Origin of the sequence: Pseudomonas sp. H3(2019), from assembly GCF_007713465.1 — a bacterium.
Lineage (GTDB): Bacteria > Pseudomonadota > Gammaproteobacteria > Pseudomonadales > Pseudomonadaceae > Aquipseudomonas.
This window is the reverse complement of record NZ_VMSG01000001.1, coordinates 290,052-306,897: the sequence shown is the minus strand read 5'-3', so window position 1 is coordinate 306,897 and position 16,846 is coordinate 290,052. Positions and strand designations below refer to the sequence as shown.

Here is a 16,846-nt window from a genome sequence, read left to right as displayed (position 1 = left end):
GGTCCCTTTTTGGGACTTATCAAGATAACCCGTCATCCAGAACCAACCCCGCCCCCACCAACAACTCTTCCAGCGCCAGCAGATCCGGGACTTTCGCCACGTGTTCGGCGACCTGTACCGCGGCGTGTTCCAGCGAGCACAGCGGCACGTCGACATAGCTCAACTGGCTGTCGAGCTTGTAGGAGCGTGGAATGCCTTGCACCAGCAAGGCGATAAATTTGAGGTGCGGGCGCCCGCCGAGGGCATTGAGGACGACGATGCGCGCGCGATCGCCGATCACGGTTTTGTTGCCGCAGGCCGATTCGAAGCTCAACAGCGGGATTTTCCGGTCGCGCCAGGTCACCAGGCCCAGGTACCAGGGTGGCGAATCTAGGTCAAAGGCGCCGGGCTGATAGTCGATCAGCTCGGCGACGGCGACATTGGGCAGGATCAGGTTGCGATCGACCAAGGGCAGCAGCAGCCCGGTAAGGTTGCTGGTGCGGTGCTCAAGCATGGGTTTTGCTCCACAAGGCGATGCTTTCGAGCAACACCGATTCCTGGTACGGCTTGCCGAGATAGTCGTTGACGCCGATAGCCATCGCCCGGTCGCGGTGTTTCTGGCCGGTGCGCGAGGTGATCATGATGATCGGCAGGTGCTGCAACCGTGGATCGTTGCGCACCTGCATGGCCACTTCAAAACCATCCATGCGCGGCATTTCGATGTCCAGTAGCATCAGGTCGGGCATGTGCTCTTCGAGCAACAGCATGGCGTCGACACCGTCCTTGGCGGTCAGCACGTTCATGCCGTGGCGTTCGAGCAGGCGGCTGGTGACCTTGCGCACGGTCACCGAGTCGTCGACCACCAGGACCAGCATCGAACGCTGCGGCTCGGCCTCCGTGGCCGATTCCTGAATGACGCGCTGCGGTGATACCTGCGTCTGCATGGCGCGGATAGGCGTCAGCAGGTCGAGAATCAGCACTACCCGGCCATCGCCAAGAATGGTCGCGCCAGACAATCCCTGCACCGCTGCGAACTGCGGGCCGAGACTTTTCACCACGATTTCCCGGGTACCGGTCGTCGCATCGACCTGCACCGCGATGCGTCGCTCGTTGCACTGCACCAGCAGCACCGGCAACGGCAGGCTCTGGCCCAGCAGTTTCGGGCGGACGCTGGTCTTCAGCAGCTCGCCGAGATAGCACAATTCATAGCGTTGCCCAGCGTATTCGTATAACGGCGGATCGAGCTGGTAATACCCCTCCAGCTCGAACGGCAGCACGCACACGATGCCTTCGATGGTGTTCAGCGGGATCGCGTACTGATCCTCGGCACACTGCACCATCAGCGCGCGGTTGACCGATACGGTGAACGGCAGCCGAATGCGGAAATGCACGCCCTGCCCAGGTACAGAGTCGATGACCATCGAGCCACCGAGTTGCCGCACTTCTTCGTGAACCACGTCCATGCCGACACCACGCCCGGAGATCTGGGTGATTTTCTCGGCAGTGGAAAACCCTGGCTGCAGAATGAACTGCAACACGTCGCGATCGCTCATGTCGCTGTCGGGGGCGAGCAAACCGCGCTTGATCGCCTTGCGCCGCACTGCATCCAGCGGCACGCCGGCACCGTCGTCGCGGATGTCGAAAATGATGTCGCCGCCCTCACGGGACAGGTCCAGGGTAATTCGGCCTTGCTCGGGTTTACCGGCCGTTCGGCGTGCTTCGGCGGATTCCAGGCCGTGGTCGACAGCATTGCGCAGCATGTGCTCAAGCGGTGCCGCCATGCGTTCCAGCACATTGCGGTCCATCTCGCCTTCGGCGTTCCCGACAATGAACTCGACGTCCTTGCCCAACTCGCTGGAGACCTGACGAACGATGCGCTTCAAGCGCGGCAGCATCCGTTCGAACGGCACCATGCGTGTGCGCATCAAGCCTTCTTGCAGTTCGGTGTTGATCCGGCCTTGTTGTTGCAGCAGGTTCTCTGCGTCGTGGTTGCAGCGGTCGAGGGTTTCCTTAAGGTCGAGCAAGTCGGAAGCCGACTCGAACAACGCCCGCGACAACTGCTGCAACTGCGAGTGCCGATCCATTTCCAGCGGATCGAACTCTTCGTAGCCCAGACGTTCGGCGTCAACCTGCTGCCGGCTGAGAATCCGTCCCTGGGTTTCGGTGTCGAGCCGGCGCAACTGATCACGCATGCGCTCGATGGTGGTTTCCATCTCGCTCAGGGCGACTTGTGCATCGTTGACTTGCTGCTCGATGCGACCGCGGAAAATCGAAGTTTCACCGGCCAGGTTGACCAGATCGTCGAGCAGCTCAGCCGACACCTTGACCATATCGGCGCCAGCATCCGGTTGCAGCGCTGCGGCCTCAGGCTTGGCCACCGCTGCCACTTCAACCAGCGGAGCTGGCGTCGGGGCCTTGTCAGCCGTCGGGTGAGTGAAGGCCTTGATCGCGTCGATCAGGCTGTCAGCCGGCAGCACCGGCTGGCCGGCACGGGTCGCGTCGAGCATCTGCGCCAACCGGTCATGGCTGCGCTGCAACAGATCGAACAACGCCGGTATGGCGTGCAGCAAGCCGGTCGACAACCCTTCGTAAAGAAACTCCAGCTCATGGGCCAGGTCGCCAATCGGGGCGATTTCGACCATTCGCGCGCCGCCCTTAAGGGTATGCAGGTCGCGCAGCAGGGTTTCCATTTCCTGACGGTTCTGTGGGTCCGCCTGCCAGCGCGACAGCGCCGCGCCCGAACTGTCGATGATGTCGAAGCCTTCCTCGAGGAAAATCTCCAACAGTTCCGGATCATGGCTCGCCGCATCATTCGCAGCCGCCACTTCGACCCCATCGGCTGTGCTGCCGGTGCTTTGCCGAAATTGCTGGATTGCCTCGATCAACGTACCCGGATCGCTCAGTGGCTGATGGTTTTGCAACTGTTCGAGCAACATCGCGAGGCGGTCGTGGCTCTGTTGCAGTAACACCCCGAGCGCGGGTGAATGACTGAAGCGCCGGTCGACCAGCCCTTCATAAAGGCTTTCAAGTTCGTGAGCCAGATCGCCGACCGGCCCAACCTCGGCCATTCGCGCGCCGCCCTTGAGGGTGTGCAAGTCGCGCTGCAACGACGACAGCGGCGCAGCGCTCTCCGGATCATTGAGCCAACGCTGCAAGGCTTGTCCGGCGCTTTCGAGGATATCCACCGCTTCTTCGAGAAAGATCGAAACGATTTCATCGTCAATCGTCAACGCCTGCGCCTGTGCCAGCTCGCTGGTGGCGCTGCCCAGCTCGGTAATGCTCAGCGTGCGGCTGCCATCGCTGCGAATCAGCCCCATGGCCGACGGATCAAGGCCCTCATTGAGCAAATCACGCAAGGCCCGCACCCGCGCCGGTTGCGAGCCGACTTCCTGGCCGGCGGCCAGTTCATCGAGCATGTTGATCAGCGCTTCGTGAGCACTTTGGGCTTCGTGGAAGAACCGTTCGTTGACCGCCAGGCTGCTTTCTTCCACCGCGCCATAGAGGTCGAGCAAGGCTTCACACAGCTCATCCACCGGATGCAAATCGGCCAGGTGCGCGTTCTCGCCCAGGGTCGTCAATTCATCCAGCAGCGCGCTGAGTTCCTGCCGTTCGCCGGGGTGTTGCTGCCAGCGCTGCAACAGGGTTTCGGCGTCCAGCAGGATGTCCATCCCCTGGGCCAGGAATTTGTTGATCAGTTGCGGATCACGCTTGATCCGCAACCCCGTGTTCGGTGCATTGAGGATGGCCTCCAGGCGTTCGGCGAGCAGTGCCTGAGTGCGCTCGATCAAGTCTTCGGCGCCCCTGATCGGCGTCAGCGGATCACTGTTCAATTGCTTCAGCCCGCGCCGCAACAGTTCACCGGCTTCGAGCAGCAGTTCGACTTCGTCCAGGTCCAGCGCAATCTGGTGTGCCTTGTACTCGCGGGCCAGATGATCGAACGGCGCCGCCAGTTCGGCAATCGGCAACACACCGGCCATCGAAGCGCTGCCCTTGAGGGTGTGCAAGGCGCGCTGCAACTCATCGCTGGCCTGCAACGGCACATGCTCGGCGGCCTGATCGAGAAAACGGTCGAGGCTCTGGAGGTGGGTTTCAGCTTCGTTGCGGAAGATCTCCAGCAACTGCGGGTCAAGCATCGCGTCATCCTGCGACGCAGTGTCCGGCAGGGTTTCATCCCCCTTCGCCAGGGCATGGGCGCAAGCGGCCAGGCGGTCGACATCGTCGCGCTGACGTTGGGTGTTGGCGGCGAACTCAGCGATCAGTTCAGGGAGCAGTCGCAGCACTTCATCCAGCAGTTGATAAACCGGCGGACCCGGTTCGACACTGCGCTCCAGCACCCGGTTGAGCAGATTTTCCAGCGCCCACGCCAACTCGCCCAACACCAGAGCGCGGACCATTCGCCCGCTGCCTTTCAAGGTGTGGAAGGCGCGACGCAACTCGCTCAGGACCGAGGCGCTGTCGGGGCTGGCGACCCAGCGCGGCAAGTATTCGCGCAGGATATCCAGGACTTCGTCGGTCTCCTCGAGAAAAACTTCGCGCAGCTCGGCATCCACCGGCTCTTCATCGGCCGGCGGCGGCAACAGACTGCCCGGCGTGATCAGCGCGGGCGGATTGACGGCACGGGCCGGGCTGGCCAACACCTCGGCCAGCGACTGGGCGATCTGCGGGTTATCCAGCGCCGGCAGATCCGGCATCACCAACGCCAAGCCTGGGCTCAGCACGTCTTCGGGCAGCGGCACAGCCACCTCGCCGGGGAAATACCCCAGAGCGGCCAGGCTTTGCTCGGCGACATCGAGGATCTTTTCGCCAGGCGCCTCGGGGTCTTCACTCAAACGCTCCAGGTAATACTCGATGCTGGTAATGGCGTCGGCCAGGCTGTCGAGTTGCGGCCAGTCGGGACGCGTCTGGTCTGCCAGCAGATGCTCGCGAATGAAACCGTTGCAGGCTTCCAGCAGGCTCGCCGCGCGGCTCAACGGAATCATCGCCAACGCGCCACGCACCTGGGTCAGCACGGCTGGAAGCGGCTGCAAGACCTGACGATCCCAATCGCTGTCAATGTAGTCGACGATCATGTCCTTGGCCTGTTGCAGGCAGATTCGCGCTTCCTTGATGACGATCTGGTGGATCTGCGTCAGGTCGGTGGTCGGCAACCGACTCTCTTCGCGGTTTTCCTCGACGGTGCCAACCATTCCGGCCAGGGTCGCCTCGACGTAAAGCAGGGCTCCGGCGACATCCATCAGGATCGCGTCGTTCGGCTCGCGCTGGCCTTGTGCAAGGCTCAGGACCACCGCCAGTTGATCGATGATCACCTTGCGCGGTTGACCGAAGCCGAGCACTGCCAGGGTGTCGGCGATTTGCCGCAGTGGCGCCAGCAGGCTGTCGAGGTCCGAGACATGCTGACGGTCGCTGCGCACGAACAGGTCGAGGCGCTCCTTGACCCGCACCAGCTCTTCGCAGAGCGCGGCCAGCACCGAGCGCATCGCGTCGCGGTCCGGGCCAGCCAGGCGAGCGCGTTCTTCATCGACCATTGCACTGTCGGGCAACGCGTCGTCCAGGGCATAACGCTCTTTCATGGCTTGCATCTGCGCAGTGGGATGTTGTGCCTTGGCAATGTAGAACAGCAGGCTTTTGAGCAACTCAGGCGGTGCCGGCTGATTGATTTGCGAGATGCCGTGTTCAAGCAGGCGCTTGAGTTCCTTGTCAGCCTCCTTGAACAGGCTGCGCAGCGCCGGACTGTTGGCGACACTGCCGCTGAGCATGCCTTCGACCAGCGCCGAAGCGATCTGCCACAAAGGCCCCAATGGCGCCCCGTCGCACAGCATTTCGAGGCGTGCAAAGACCTTGGCCAGATAGCCGAGATTGGTGGTGTCGTCCTGTTCGCGAAGCAACCCAACCAGTCCCATCTGCAACATTTGCCGCAATTTGCGCAGCACATTCGGTAGCTCGGCCGGCTCAAGCATTGCCAGCGTGTCGTCATCCAATTCGGGAAGCGCTTGCCACTGCGGGCTGAACAGGCTGGTTTCCGACAACAGGCTTTCGCCACGGGCGCTGCGCAGGTCGTTGATCAGCGGCAAGACCACCAACGGCAAGTCACGGCGGGCGCTGTGCACGCGGTCGAGGTAAATCGGTAACTGACCGAGGGCTTGTTGCAGCAAGCGAATGGCTTCATCGCGGTGGCTGACGCGGTTGTGCTGCAACGCTGCCGCGAGCTGTTCCATCTCTTCGGCGAGCAACGCCGCGCCGTAGAATTCGACCATCTGCAAACTGCCGTGAACCTGATGAATCCCCGCCAGGCACTCCGCGATCGCGTGCGCCGTCAGCGGCTCTTCGATCCGGTTGTCGAGGGCCATGCTTTCAAGGGCAATAAACGCCTGCTTCAACGTTTCGGCAATTTCGCCCTTGACCCATTCGAGGGCCACATAGTCGTGCCGATCACCCATAACCACTCCCATCAAAATGCTTTTCCAGCAGGCATCGTTCAAGCCTTGTCGGCGCTGCGCTCAGGCACCGCCGGCAAGGTGAAACCAGACACCGAACGCCGCAGCTGGCTGGCCATCTTCGCCAGGTTGCCGATGCTCTCGGCGGTGGCCGTGGAGCCCGACGAGGTCTGCGTGGTGATCTGCTGGATCACGTTCATCGTCAAGGATATCTGCCCTGCCGAAGACGTCTGTTGCTGCGCCGCGTTGGAAATACTCTGGATCAACGCGGCGAGCGTTTTCGATACGCCTTCGATTTCTTCCAGGGCCACCCCCGCATCCTGCGCCAGTCGCGCGCCACGCACCACTTCGGTGGTGGTCTGCTCCATGGAAATCACCGCTTCATTGGTGTCAGTCTGGATCGCCCGCACCAGAGTTTCAATTTGCCGGGTGGCCGCCGACGAGCGCTCCGCCAGCCGCTGGACTTCGTCGGCAACCACCGCAAAACCACGCCCGGCGTCACCGGCCATGGAGGCCTGAATGGCGGCGTTCAGCGCGAGAATGTTGGTCTGGTCGGCAATGTCGTCGATCAGGCTGACGATGTCGCCGATTTCCTGGGACGACTCGCCCAGACGCTTGATCCGCTTGGCCGTGTCCTGAATCTGCTCACGGATATTGTCCATGCCGTGAATAGTGTTGTGCACCACCTCGTTGCCCTTGTTGGCGATTTCCACCGAGCGCTCGGCAACGGCGGACGACTCGGCGGCATTGGCCGAGACCTGATCGATGGACTGGGCCATTTCGTTGATCGCCGTCGAGGCTTCGGAAATCTGCTGCGCCTGATGCTCCGAGGCCTGGGCCAGGTGCATCGCGGTCGCCTGGGTTTCCTGCACCGCGGCAGCGACCTGGCCGGCGGTCAGGTTGATGGTCGCGACCAGATCGCGCAGCTGATCGACCGAGTAATTGATCGAGTCGGCGATGGTCCCGGTAAAGTCTTCGGTCACCGATGCCGTGACCGTCAAATCGCCATCGGCGAGGTCTTCGATCTCGTCGAGCAGGCGCATGATCGCGTTCTGGTTACGTTCGTTCTTCTCGGCAGTTTCCCGCAACTGGCGATTGGTTTCACGGACCATCACCAGGCCGATCAGGATGATTGAAGTCAGCGCCAGCAAGCCCAGCACGTAACCGCCGATGGTATCGGTCGAACGCCCGCCCACCATGTTTTCGAAGCCGTTGGCCAGGTGCGAGGCTTCATCGAGCAAGGTCTGCGACAAGTTGAAGATGTTGCCCGCCGACTCGCGGACCTTGAACAGTTCAGGCGAGGTTTCGAGGATCTCGTCGACCGAGCCCGAAACGAATTGGAACAGCTCGGCAATCTCGGTCAGCCGGGCACGGGCGTCCTGGTCTTCGACCTGGCTGATCTTCAGGGACGGATTGCCCTGGAGCATGCCGTTGAGTACCTGACCGAAGCGCGCGGCATCACGGCCAAAGGCGTCGGCAGCCTGTTGGGCGTTTTCGTCGCCGGCGAGCACCATGTTGACCGCACCAAGGATCCGTTCGGCCAGTAACGACTGGCGCTGAGCCATGGCGACCTGAGCAGCTGGTGCGCCGCGCTGGAGCAGGATTTCGACGACTTTTTCGTATTCGACCTGCAACTGCGGCACGGTCTCGGCCAGGGTCGCGGCGACCTGATGCAGCGACAGCACAGTCTGTTCGCTGGAAAGAATTGCGTCGGTATTTTTCAGCAGGCGCTCCCAGTCCAGCTGCACCGCGCGCATTTCGGCATGCACCGCGTGGGGTGCTGGTGGCAGACCGGTGGTCGGGTCACCTTTTTTCAGGTAACCCCAGCGTTGGGCGAAGTCGTTACGCGAATCACTCAGCAGTTTGAACGCCGCCGCCTTGCCGGCCGCCGCTTCAGTGGCGTTCTTGGCGATGCGCTGGGACAGCACGCGCAGCTCGCCAGCGTGACCAATGTACTGCTTGTCGTAGGAGGCCTGGGTATTGAGGTAAGCGAAGTTGGCGAACAGCAACACGATGAACACGATCAGCGCGATGAACAGCACAATGATCTGCGCACGACTGCGCGACCCTTCCGTAGCCTTGCCTGTATTTGCTTTTATCATCGATCCTCGCCTGTTAACCAACGCCCTGCCGGACCTACTGAAGAACCTCATGTGGGAGCGAGCCTGCTCGCGAATCAGGCGCCGCGGTCTTGCTGATGTACCGCGTCATCGTTCATTCGCGAGCAGGCTCGCTCCCACAGGGATTACAGGGCCACATCCATGAACCGTGGGGACTGCGCCAGGGCAAACGGGCTAAAGACCTGCCAACGCTGCTCACGCTCGAACTGTCCCTTTATGAAAGCCCCCGCCGGGCCGTTCTGCGCGTCCAGTGACGCCGGCTCGAAACTGGCCTGGTTAAAGTGCTGCATACCCAGCACCTCATCGACCATCAACCCGACGAACACCTCTTTATACTCAACGACCAGTACACGCCGCTGCTTGCGCAGCGCAGACAACTCAATCCCGAGGAAACCGCACAGATCCATGACCGGCAACAGTCGTCCGCGCAGGTTGGCCACGCCCCTGACCCACGACTTGACCCCCGGCAGCTGAGTCAGACGCGGCTCGTGCAACACCTCGCTGACCTCGCCCATCGGCGCCACGTACCAGCGCTCGCCGAGGCGAAAACCGATCCCGCTCCAGCCGTGGTTGCGGGTTTGCTGCGAAGGCAGGTCCGCCGCCAGCAGACGGCAGCGCTGATCGATCTGCAGCAGCAGTTCGAAGGCAGTCAGCGACTCGGTCATGGGTCGGCCGTCAGCCCGCCAGCACGTTGTTCAGGGTCTTGATCAGGGTCTCTTCGTCGACCGGTTTGGTGAGGTAATCCTTTGCGCCCTGGCGGGTGCCCCAGACCTTATCGGTTTCCTGATCCTTGGTGGTGATGATGATCACCGGGATGTGCCCGGTTTCCGGGTCTTTGGTCAGCTGGCGGGTGGCCTGGAAACCGTTGAGGCCGGGCATGACGATGTCCATCAGCACCGCATCGGGTTTTTCCTGACGAGCCAGCGCCACGCCGTCTGCGCCGTTTTCGGCTTTCAACACTTCGTGACCGTGCTTTTCCAGCATGCCGGTCAGTTTGTACATTTCGGTCGGCGAATCATCGACGATCAGAATACGTGCCATGGTCTTCCCCATTCTTATAGACGCCGGGCCCGCTGGCCGAGCGTCACTGTTCGTGTCCTACTGCGGCGAAACGACGGCAAAGCCCGGTACATGGGCCTGGATCGCGCTCAGCAGTTCTTCCTTGCTGAAAGGCTTGGTCAAAAACTGGTCAGAGCCGACGATGCGCCCCTTGGCCTTGTCGAACAACCCGTCCTTGGACGACAGCATAATCACTGGCGTGGACTTGAACGCGCTGTTGTTCTTGATCAAGGCGCAGGTCTGATAGCCATCCAGACGCGGCATCATGATGTCGACAAAGATGATGCCGGGATGATTGTCGGCAATCTTGGCCAGGGCATCGAAACCATCGATGGCCGTGATGACCTCACAGCCCACGTTTTTCAACAACGTTTCGGCGGTGCGGCGAATCGTCTTCGAATCGTCGATCACCATGACCTTCAAGGCGCTGGAATGCTGTTCCATATCTGCTCTACCGTCGCCTTTGCGAATCAAATTGTCGTTTGCGGCTTACCAAGGGCCCGAAAACCTTGATGTTCAAGGGCCAGAACGATATGGCAGCCTTTTTAGCACAGTCTCCAAATCCAATCTATCGAGCAACCTTCGAGGTGGTTTTTCCTTGACCGGGAACACACTGGGCGCCACTCTGACGCCACTTTTTCATGTCGCTTCGACCACCCAAATTTCGAGGAAAAACCCATGAGCGTTCGCGTCGGGATTGTCATGGACCCTATTGCCAGCATTTCCTATAAAAAGGATAGCTCGCTGGCCATGCTGTTGGCCGCCCAGGCGCGCGGCTGGACGCTGTTCTATATGGAACAGCGCGATCTGTACCAGGCCGAAGGTGAAGCCCGGGCGCGGATGCGTCCTTTGAAAGTTTTCGCCAACCCGGAAAAGTGGTTCGAACTGGAAGCCGAAACCGACGCGCTGCTGAGCGATCTGGACGTGATCCTGATGCGCAAGGATCCGCCGTTCGACATGGAATTCGTTTACTCCACCTACTTGCTGGAGCAAGCCGAGCGCGCTGGCGTACTGGTGGTCAACAAGCCGCAGAGCCTGCGCGACTGCAATGAAAAACTGTTCGCCACGCTGTTCCCGCAGTGCACGCCGCCGACTGTTGTCAGCCGCCGTCCCGATGTACTGCGTGATTTCGCCGATCATCATGGCGATGTGATTCTCAAGCCGCTGGACGGCATGGGCGGTGCGTCGATCTTCCGTCACACCAAAGGCCATCCGAACCTTTCGGTGATCCTCGAAACCCTGACCCAGCACGGCAAACAGCAGATCATGGCGCAGGGTTACCTGCCGGCGATCAAGGACGGCGACAAGCGCATCCTGATGATCGATGGCGAACCGGTGGATTACTGCCTGGCGCGGATTCCCGCCGCTGGCGAAACCCGTGGCAACCTGGCCGCCGGTGGCCGTGGCGAAGCACGCCCGCTGACCGACAAGGACCGCTGGATCGCCGCACAGGTCGGCCCGACCCTGCGTGAAAAGGGCTTGCTGTTCGTCGGCCTCGACGTGATCGGCGAGCACCTGACCGAAATCAATGTCACCAGTCCAACCTGCATTCGCGAGATCGATAACGCTTTTGGCACGAACATCGGCGAAATGCTGATGGCTGCCATCGATCAGAAGCTTAAAGCGCGTTGATATAGAACAGCCAAGTTACGACCAACATTGCGTTATCATGCGCGGCCTGTGAAAAACGCGATGTTGGTTTTCTTGTTATGACACTTCCGTCCGATCTGCCTCTCGAACTCGCCCACCGTGGCGTGCGCCCGGCCGATCGCCTCGGTTTTACCCTGTTTCTCGCGGCGCTGATTCACCTGGCTTTGCTGCTGGGCGTCGGGTTCACCTTTGTCGAACCCAAGCAGATCAGCAGAACCCTGGAAATCACCCTCGACACCTTCAAAAGCGAAAAAAAGCCTGCAAAAGCCGATTTTCTCGCTCAGGAAAACCAGCAAGGCAGCGGCACCCTGAATAAAAAGGCGATCCCCAAGACCACCCAGATCGCGCCATTCCAGGACAACAAGGTGCAAAAGGTCTCGCCCCCGCCGTCGGTCAAACCCCAGGTAGAGGAAGCCGCGCCGAAAACCGCCGTGACCACTATCGCGCCAGCGCCAAAGAAAGCCGCGACCAAGAAACAAGAGGTCAAAGCCGAGCCGACACCCAAGGCCGCGACACCGACGTTCGACAGCTCGCAGCTGTCCAGCGACATCGCCAGCCTGGAAGCGGAGCTGGCCAACGAACAACAGCTGTATGCCAAGCGCCCGCGCATCCACCGCCTGAGCGCCGCCTCGACCATGCGCGACAAGGGTGCCTGGTATAAGGACGAATGGCGCAAGAAGGTCGAGCGTATCGGCAATTTGAACTACCCCGAAGAAGCCCGGCGCAAGCAGATCTACGGCAACTTGCGACTGATGGTCTCGATCAACCACGACGGCTCGCTGTATGAAGTGCTGGTGCTGGAGTCCTCCGGCCAGCCGCTGCTGGATCAAGCCGCGCAGCGCATCGTCCGCCTGGCCGCACCGTTTGCGCCGTTTACCGGCGACCTGTCGGATATCGACCGGCTGGAAATCATTCGAACGTGGAAGTTTGCGCGCGGAGACAAGCTTTCCAGTAATTGACCCAAGATCGCAGCCTGCGGCAGCTCCTACGCTGATCGCATTTCCCTGTAGGAGCTGCCGCAGGCTGCGATCTTTTGACTCGCTCAGCTTGTCAGTTTGCCCCTCCAACGCCACACTAGCGCCTATGAAGAACGTCAGCCCCAGCTACCTCAAGCATCACTTCCTGATCGCCATGCCGCACATGGCCGACCCGAACTTTGCGCACACCTTGACCTACATCGTCGAGCACACGGCCAATGGTGCCATGGGGTTGATCATCAACCGCCCACAAGACCTGAGCCTGGCGGACATTCTCGAGCAATTGCGCCCAGACGTAGAGCCGTCACCGCTGTGCCAGCACGTGCCGATTTTCACTGGCGGCCCGGTACAGACCGATCGCGGTTTTGTCCTGCACCCAATCGGCTCGACGTATCAGGCAACGGTCGAACTGGATGGCCTGGCGCTGTCCACCTCCCAGGACGTGCTGTTTGCCATCGCGGATGGCGTTGGCCCGAGCAAAAGCCTGATCGCCCTCGGCTACGCCGGCTGGGAACCCGGGCAACTGGAGACCGAGCTGGCCGACAATGCCTGGCTGACCTGCCCGTTCGATGCCGACATCCTGTTCAACACCAGCAGCGAATTGCGCCTGGAAGCGGCCGCCAAGCGCCTGGGCATCAACCTCAGCCTGCTGACCAGCCAGGCGGGACACGCCTGATGGCCCTGCGTCTGATTCTGGGTTTTGACTACGGCACCAAACAGATCGGCGTCGCGGTCGGCCAGGTGATTACCGGCCAGGCCCGTGAACTCTGCACCTTGAAGGCGCAAAACGGCATTCCTGACTGGAATCAGGTCGAAGCCCTGATCAAGGAATGGAAACCCGACGCTGTGGTGGTTGGCCTGCCGCTGAACATGGACGGCACGCCCAGTGACATGTGCTTGCGGGCCGAGAAGTTCGCCCGCCGCCTGAATGGCCGCTACAACCTGCCCTTCTATACCCACGATGAACGCCTGACCACCTTTGAAGCCAAAGGTGAACGGCGGGCACAGGGCGGGCAGAAAGGCAGTTACCGCGACAACCCGGTCGACGCCATCGCCGCCGCCCTGCTGCTGCAAGGCTGGCTCGACGAAAACACTGCACTGTTCGAATCCTGAAAGCCGAATCCTGAAGAGGCGCCACAGTGCCTCTCTTCGCTACAACCCGAGCCGCACTGTGCACGCAGCGCGCTCGGGCCCATGAAGGAGCAACCATGAGCCTGCCCAATCCCGCCGAACTGATCAGCCAAATGGCGGTCCGTCTCAAGGCCCATCTTGAACACCGCGGCATCAGCGAACCGCGCTACATCGGCATTCGCACCGGTGGTGTGTGGGTCGCCCAGGCCTTGCTCGAAGAGCTTGGCAGCGACGCGCCACTGGGCACCCTGGATGTTTCCTTCTACCGCGACGACTTCAGCCAGAGCGGCCTGCACCCGCAGGTGCGCCCTTCAGCACTGCCGTTCGAAATCGAAGGCCAGCACCTGGTGCTGATCGACGACGTGCTGATGAGCGGTCGGACGATCCGCGCCGCCATGAACGAACTCTTCGATTACGGTCGCCCGGCCAGCATCACCCTGGTGTGCTTGCTCGATCTGGATGCCGGCGAGCTGCCAATCCGCCCGAACGTGGTGGGCGCCACCCTGTCGCTGGCGGCCCACGAACGGGTCAAGCTGACCGGCCCCGACCCGCTGCAGCTCGAACTGCAAGACCTCGCCCTTTAATTCGCCCTTTTAAAGAGTCCATTGCGATGACGCCTCTAGACACCAAGCGCCCGCTGCAGCTCAATGATCAGGGCCAGCTGCGCCACTTCCTCTCGCTCGACGGTCTGCGCCGCGAGCTGCTGACGGAAATCCTCGACACCGCCGACTCGTTTCTTGAAGTCGGTGCCCGAGCGGTCAAGAAAGTCCCGCTGCTGCGCGGCAAGACCGTGTGCAACGTGTTCTTCGAAAACTCCACCCGCACCCGTACCACCTTCGAACTGGCGGCCCAGCGGCTGTCGGCGGACGTGATCACCCTGAACGTGTCGACGTCGTCGGCGAGCAAGGGCGAAACCCTGCTCGACACCCTGCGCAACCTTGAAGCCATGGCCGCCGACATGTTCGTCGTGCGCCACGGCGATTCTGGCGCCGCGCACTTCATCGCCGAACATGTTTGCCCACAGGTGGCGATCATCAACGGTGGTGACGGCCGTCACGCCCACCCGACCCAGGGCATGCTCGACATGCTGACCATCCGTCGGCACAAAGGCAGCTTTGAAAACCTGTCGGTGGCCATCGTCGGCGACATCCTGCACTCGCGGGTTGCACGCTCGAACATGCTCGCGCTGAAAACCCTCGGCTGCCCGGACATCCGCGTGATTGCGCCGAAAACCCTGCTGCCGATCGGTATCGAGCAGTACGGTGTCAAGGTCTACACCGACATGACCGAAGGCCTGAAGGACGTCGACGTGGTGATCATGCTGCGTCTGCAGCGGGAACGCATGACCGGCGGCCTGCTGCCGAGCGAGGGCGAGTTCTATCGCCTGTTCGGCCTGACCACTGCGCGCCTGGCCGGCGCCAAACCGGATGCCATCGTCATGCACCCGGGCCCGATCAACCGGGGCGTGGAGATCGAATCGGCGGTGGCCGACGGTCCGCACTCGGTGATTCTCAATCAGGTGACCTACGGGATCGCCATTCGTATGGCCGTGTTGTCGATGGCCATGAGCGGGCAGACTGCCCAGCGCCAATTCGAGCAGGAGAAGGCCCAGTGAAGCTCAGCATTCTCGGCGCCCGCGTCATCGATCCAAGCAGCGGCCTGGATCAAGTCACCGATATTCACATCGAAGCCTGCAAGATCATCGCCATTGGCGCCGCTCCAGCCGGTTTCGTCGCTGTCGAGACCCTTGAGGCAAAAGGCCTGGTGGTCGCTCCCGGCCTCGTCGACCTGAACGTCGCCCTGCGCGAACCGGGTTACAGCCGCAAAGGCACGATTGCCAGTGAAACCCGCGCCGCTGCGGCGGGCGGCGTCACCAGCCTGTGCTGCCCGCCACGGACCAAACCGGTGCTGGACACCTCCGCCGTGGCCGAGCTGATCCTCGACCGCGCCCGCGAGGCCGGGAATGCCAAGGTCTTTCCGATTGGCGCCCTGAGCAAAGGTCTGGACGGCGAACAGCTGGCAGAACTGATTGCCCTGCGCGATGCCGGTTGTATTGCATTCGGCAACGGCCTCGATAATTTCCGCAACACCCGGACCCTGTGCCGGGCGCTGGAATACGCGGCGACGTTCGACCTGACGGTGATCTTCCATTCGCAGGATCATGACCTCGCCGAAGGTGGCCTGGCTCACGAAGGTCCGACCGCAAGCTTCCTCGGCTTGCCGGGGATTCCCGAAACTGCTGAAACCGTGGCCCTGGCCCGTGATCTGCTGCTGGTTGAACAAACCGGTGTGCGGGCGCACTTCAGCCAGCTCACCAGCGCCCGTGGCGTGGCATTGATCGCTCAGGCTCAGGCCCGCGGCATGAAAGTGACAGCCGATGTGGCGTTGTATCAGCTGATCCTCACCGACGAGGCGCTGATCGACTTCAACAGCCTGTATCACGTCCAGCCGCCGCTGCGCACCCGCGCTGACCGCGATGGCCTGCGCGCTGCCGTGAAGTCGGGGGTGGTTCAAGCCATCTCCAGCCATCACCAGCCGCACGAACGTGACGCCAAGCTGGCACCGTTCGGCGCGACCGAGCCGGGCATCAGCAGCGTTGAACTGCTACTGCCGCTGGCCCTGACGCTGGTAGAAGACGGCTTGCTCGACCTGCCGACGCTGCTGGCGCGCCTGAGTGCCGGTCCGGCTGATGCCCTGCGTCTGCCGGCAGGCAAGCTGGCGGTGGGCGCTCCCGCGGATCTGGTGGTGTTCGACCCAACCGCCTCCACCGTGGCCGGTGAGCATTGGTTGTCGAAGGGCGAAAACTGCCCGTTCCTTGGCCATAGCCTGCCGGGCGTGGTGCGCTACACCCTGGTGGACGGACGGATCAGCCACCAGGCGTAAGGGAGATCGTTCCCACGCTCTGCGTGGGAACGATCATCAGCGGCTTTGCGCGTTACGAATCGAGATCTGGTCATTCAATGTCCAGAAGTCATACAGCACCCCCAGAAAGAACAACCCGCCGGTCACCAGGTACAGCAGGCCCGTCAGCCACTTGCCTTGGTACATGCGGTGCAGACCGAACACGCCCAGGAAGGTCAGCAGGATCCAGGCAACGTTGTACTCGATAGGGCCGGCGGTAAAACGCAGGTCCGCTTCACGGTCCATGGCCGGGATCAGGAACAGGTCGATCAACCAGCCAATGCCCAACAACCCGAAGGTGAAAAACCAGATCGTTCCGGTGACCGGTTTGCCGTAATAGAAGCGGTGAGAGCCGGTAAAACCGAAAATCCACAGCAGATAACCGATCACCTTGCTGTGGGTGTCCTGGTGTGAAACATCCTGACGATAGGTGTTCATGGGTTCCCTCATTTGCCTCGATAGATAAATATTCTTGAATTCTTTGTGACTTTTTTACAGGCGACCGACGTATGGAAAATGCTACCTTGTCCCCCGTCAAAGCCTTGTAACACCTGACTTCTGTCCGACAATTAAGTCCATTTGCCGCTTCTTTGCT

14 protein-coding genes are annotated in these 16,846 nt (G+C 61.4%); 7 read left to right on the top strand and 7 right to left on the bottom strand.

Going from position 1 to position 16,846, the window contains the following annotated elements; genetic code table 11:
- Nucleotides 1-19: 19 nt before the first annotated feature.
- The 6 genes from FPT12_RS01505 to pilG all read right to left on the bottom strand — a co-directional run bounded on the left by FPT12_RS01505 (nucleotide 20) and on the right by pilG (nucleotide 10,036).
- Nucleotides 20-493, bottom strand: a complete 474-nt coding sequence (locus FPT12_RS01505; RefSeq protein ID WP_145014326.1) for a chemotaxis protein CheW — start codon at nucleotides 491-493, stop codon at nucleotides 20-22.
- On the bottom strand, nucleotides 486-6,416 hold the full coding sequence (locus FPT12_RS01500) for an Hpt domain-containing protein (protein ID WP_145014325.1): 5,931 nt from the start codon (nucleotides 6,414-6,416) through the stop codon (nucleotides 486-488). The genes FPT12_RS01505 and FPT12_RS01500 overlap by 8 nt, the downstream gene beginning before the upstream one ends.
- A gap of 38 nt (nucleotides 6,417-6,454) precedes the next feature.
- Nucleotides 6,455-8,515 carry a methyl-accepting chemotaxis protein gene (locus FPT12_RS01495; RefSeq protein ID WP_145014324.1) on the bottom strand — a complete coding sequence of 687 codons (2,061 nt, stop codon included), beginning with the start codon at nucleotides 8,513-8,515 and terminating at the stop codon, nucleotides 6,455-6,457.
- Nucleotides 8,516-8,658: 143 nt separating this feature from the next.
- Nucleotides 8,659-9,198 (bottom strand): chemotaxis protein CheW, encoded by a 540-nt coding sequence (locus FPT12_RS01490; RefSeq protein WP_145014323.1) that lies wholly within the window; start codon nucleotides 9,196-9,198, stop codon nucleotides 8,659-8,661.
- A 10-nt stretch (nucleotides 9,199-9,208) separates the two neighbouring features.
- The gene (gene pilH, locus FPT12_RS01485; protein WP_008068134.1) at nucleotides 9,209-9,574 is read right to left on the bottom strand and encodes a twitching motility response regulator PilH; all 366 of its coding nucleotides are present in this window, start codon (nucleotides 9,572-9,574) and stop codon (nucleotides 9,209-9,211) included.
- Nucleotides 9,575-9,631: 57 nt separating this feature from the next.
- Nucleotides 9,632-10,036, bottom strand: coding sequence for a twitching motility response regulator PilG (gene pilG / locus FPT12_RS01480; RefSeq protein ID WP_103316754.1), 405 nt, complete (start codon nucleotides 10,034-10,036; stop codon nucleotides 9,632-9,634).
- Nucleotides 10,037-10,270: 234 nt separating this feature from the next.
- On the opposite strand from pilG, the gene gshB reads away from it, so the two are divergent.
- The 7 genes from gshB (at nucleotide 10,271) to FPT12_RS01445 (ending at nucleotide 16,233) form a co-directional block, all read left to right on the top strand.
- The gene (gene gshB / locus FPT12_RS01475; protein WP_103316756.1) at nucleotides 10,271-11,224 is read left to right on the top strand and encodes a glutathione synthase; all 954 of its coding nucleotides are present in this window, start codon (nucleotides 10,271-10,273) and stop codon (nucleotides 11,222-11,224) included.
- Between the two features lie 77 nt (nucleotides 11,225-11,301).
- Nucleotides 11,302-12,201, top strand: coding sequence for an energy transducer TonB (locus tag FPT12_RS01470; protein ID WP_145014322.1), 900 nt, complete (start codon nucleotides 11,302-11,304; stop codon nucleotides 12,199-12,201).
- A 124-nt stretch (nucleotides 12,202-12,325) separates the two neighbouring features.
- Complete coding sequence (locus FPT12_RS01465; protein ID WP_145014321.1) at nucleotides 12,326-12,895, top strand: YqgE/AlgH family protein; 570 nt, start codon at nucleotides 12,326-12,328, stop codon at nucleotides 12,893-12,895.
- Nucleotides 12,895-13,332, top strand: coding sequence for a Holliday junction resolvase RuvX (gene ruvX / locus FPT12_RS01460; RefSeq protein ID WP_054594455.1), 438 nt, complete (start codon nucleotides 12,895-12,897; stop codon nucleotides 13,330-13,332). The genes FPT12_RS01465 and ruvX overlap by 1 nt, the downstream gene beginning before the upstream one ends.
- 95 nt (nucleotides 13,333-13,427) lie before the next feature.
- Nucleotides 13,428-13,934, top strand: coding sequence for a bifunctional pyr operon transcriptional regulator/uracil phosphoribosyltransferase PyrR (gene pyrR, locus FPT12_RS01455; RefSeq protein WP_145014320.1), 507 nt, complete (start codon nucleotides 13,428-13,430; stop codon nucleotides 13,932-13,934).
- A gap of 26 nt (nucleotides 13,935-13,960) precedes the next feature.
- Nucleotides 13,961-14,965, top strand: a complete 1,005-nt coding sequence (locus tag FPT12_RS01450; protein ID WP_019694074.1) for an aspartate carbamoyltransferase catalytic subunit — start codon at nucleotides 13,961-13,963, stop codon at nucleotides 14,963-14,965.
- The gene (locus FPT12_RS01445; RefSeq protein ID WP_145014319.1) at nucleotides 14,962-16,233 is read left to right on the top strand and encodes a dihydroorotase; all 1,272 of its coding nucleotides are present in this window, start codon (nucleotides 14,962-14,964) and stop codon (nucleotides 16,231-16,233) included. Before FPT12_RS01450 ends, FPT12_RS01445 begins: the two co-directional genes overlap by 4 nt.
- Before the next feature lie 36 nt (nucleotides 16,234-16,269).
- Here the strand turns inward: FPT12_RS01445 and FPT12_RS01440 are convergent, their stop codons facing one another.
- Entirely contained in the window at nucleotides 16,270-16,689 is a 420-nt protein-coding gene (locus FPT12_RS01440) for a TM2 domain-containing protein (RefSeq protein ID WP_145014318.1), read from the bottom strand.
- Nucleotides 16,690-16,846: the final 157 nt, after the last annotated feature.

Coding starts and splice junctions, on each gene's coding strand:
- FPT12_RS01505 (WP_145014326.1), bottom strand. CDS start 493: ATGCTTGAGCACCGCACCAGCAACCTTACCGGGCTGCTGCTGCCCTTG.
- FPT12_RS01500 (WP_145014325.1), bottom strand. CDS start 6,416: ATGGGTGATCGGCACGACTATGTGGCCCTCGAATGGGTCAAGGGCGAA.
- FPT12_RS01495 (WP_145014324.1), bottom strand. CDS start 8,515: ATGATAAAAGCAAATACAGGCAAGGCTACGGAAGGGTCGCGCAGTCGT.
- FPT12_RS01490 (WP_145014323.1), bottom strand. CDS start 9,198: ATGACCGAGTCGCTGACTGCCTTCGAACTGCTGCTGCAGATCGATCAG.
- pilH (WP_008068134.1), bottom strand. CDS start 9,574: ATGGCACGTATTCTGATCGTCGATGATTCGCCGACCGAAATGTACAAA.
- pilG (WP_103316754.1), bottom strand. CDS start 10,036: ATGGAACAGCATTCCAGCGCCTTGAAGGTCATGGTGATCGACGATTCG.
- gshB (WP_103316756.1), top strand. CDS start 10,271: ATGAGCGTTCGCGTCGGGATTGTCATGGACCCTATTGCCAGCATTTCC.
- FPT12_RS01470 (WP_145014322.1), top strand. CDS start 11,302: ATGACACTTCCGTCCGATCTGCCTCTCGAACTCGCCCACCGTGGCGTG.
- FPT12_RS01465 (WP_145014321.1), top strand. CDS start 12,326: ATGAAGAACGTCAGCCCCAGCTACCTCAAGCATCACTTCCTGATCGCC.
- ruvX (WP_054594455.1), top strand. CDS start 12,895: ATGGCCCTGCGTCTGATTCTGGGTTTTGACTACGGCACCAAACAGATC.
- pyrR (WP_145014320.1), top strand. CDS start 13,428: ATGAGCCTGCCCAATCCCGCCGAACTGATCAGCCAAATGGCGGTCCGT.
- FPT12_RS01450 (WP_019694074.1), top strand. CDS start 13,961: ATGACGCCTCTAGACACCAAGCGCCCGCTGCAGCTCAATGATCAGGGC.
- FPT12_RS01440 (WP_145014318.1), bottom strand. CDS start 16,689: ATGAACACCTATCGTCAGGATGTTTCACACCAGGACACCCACAGCAAG.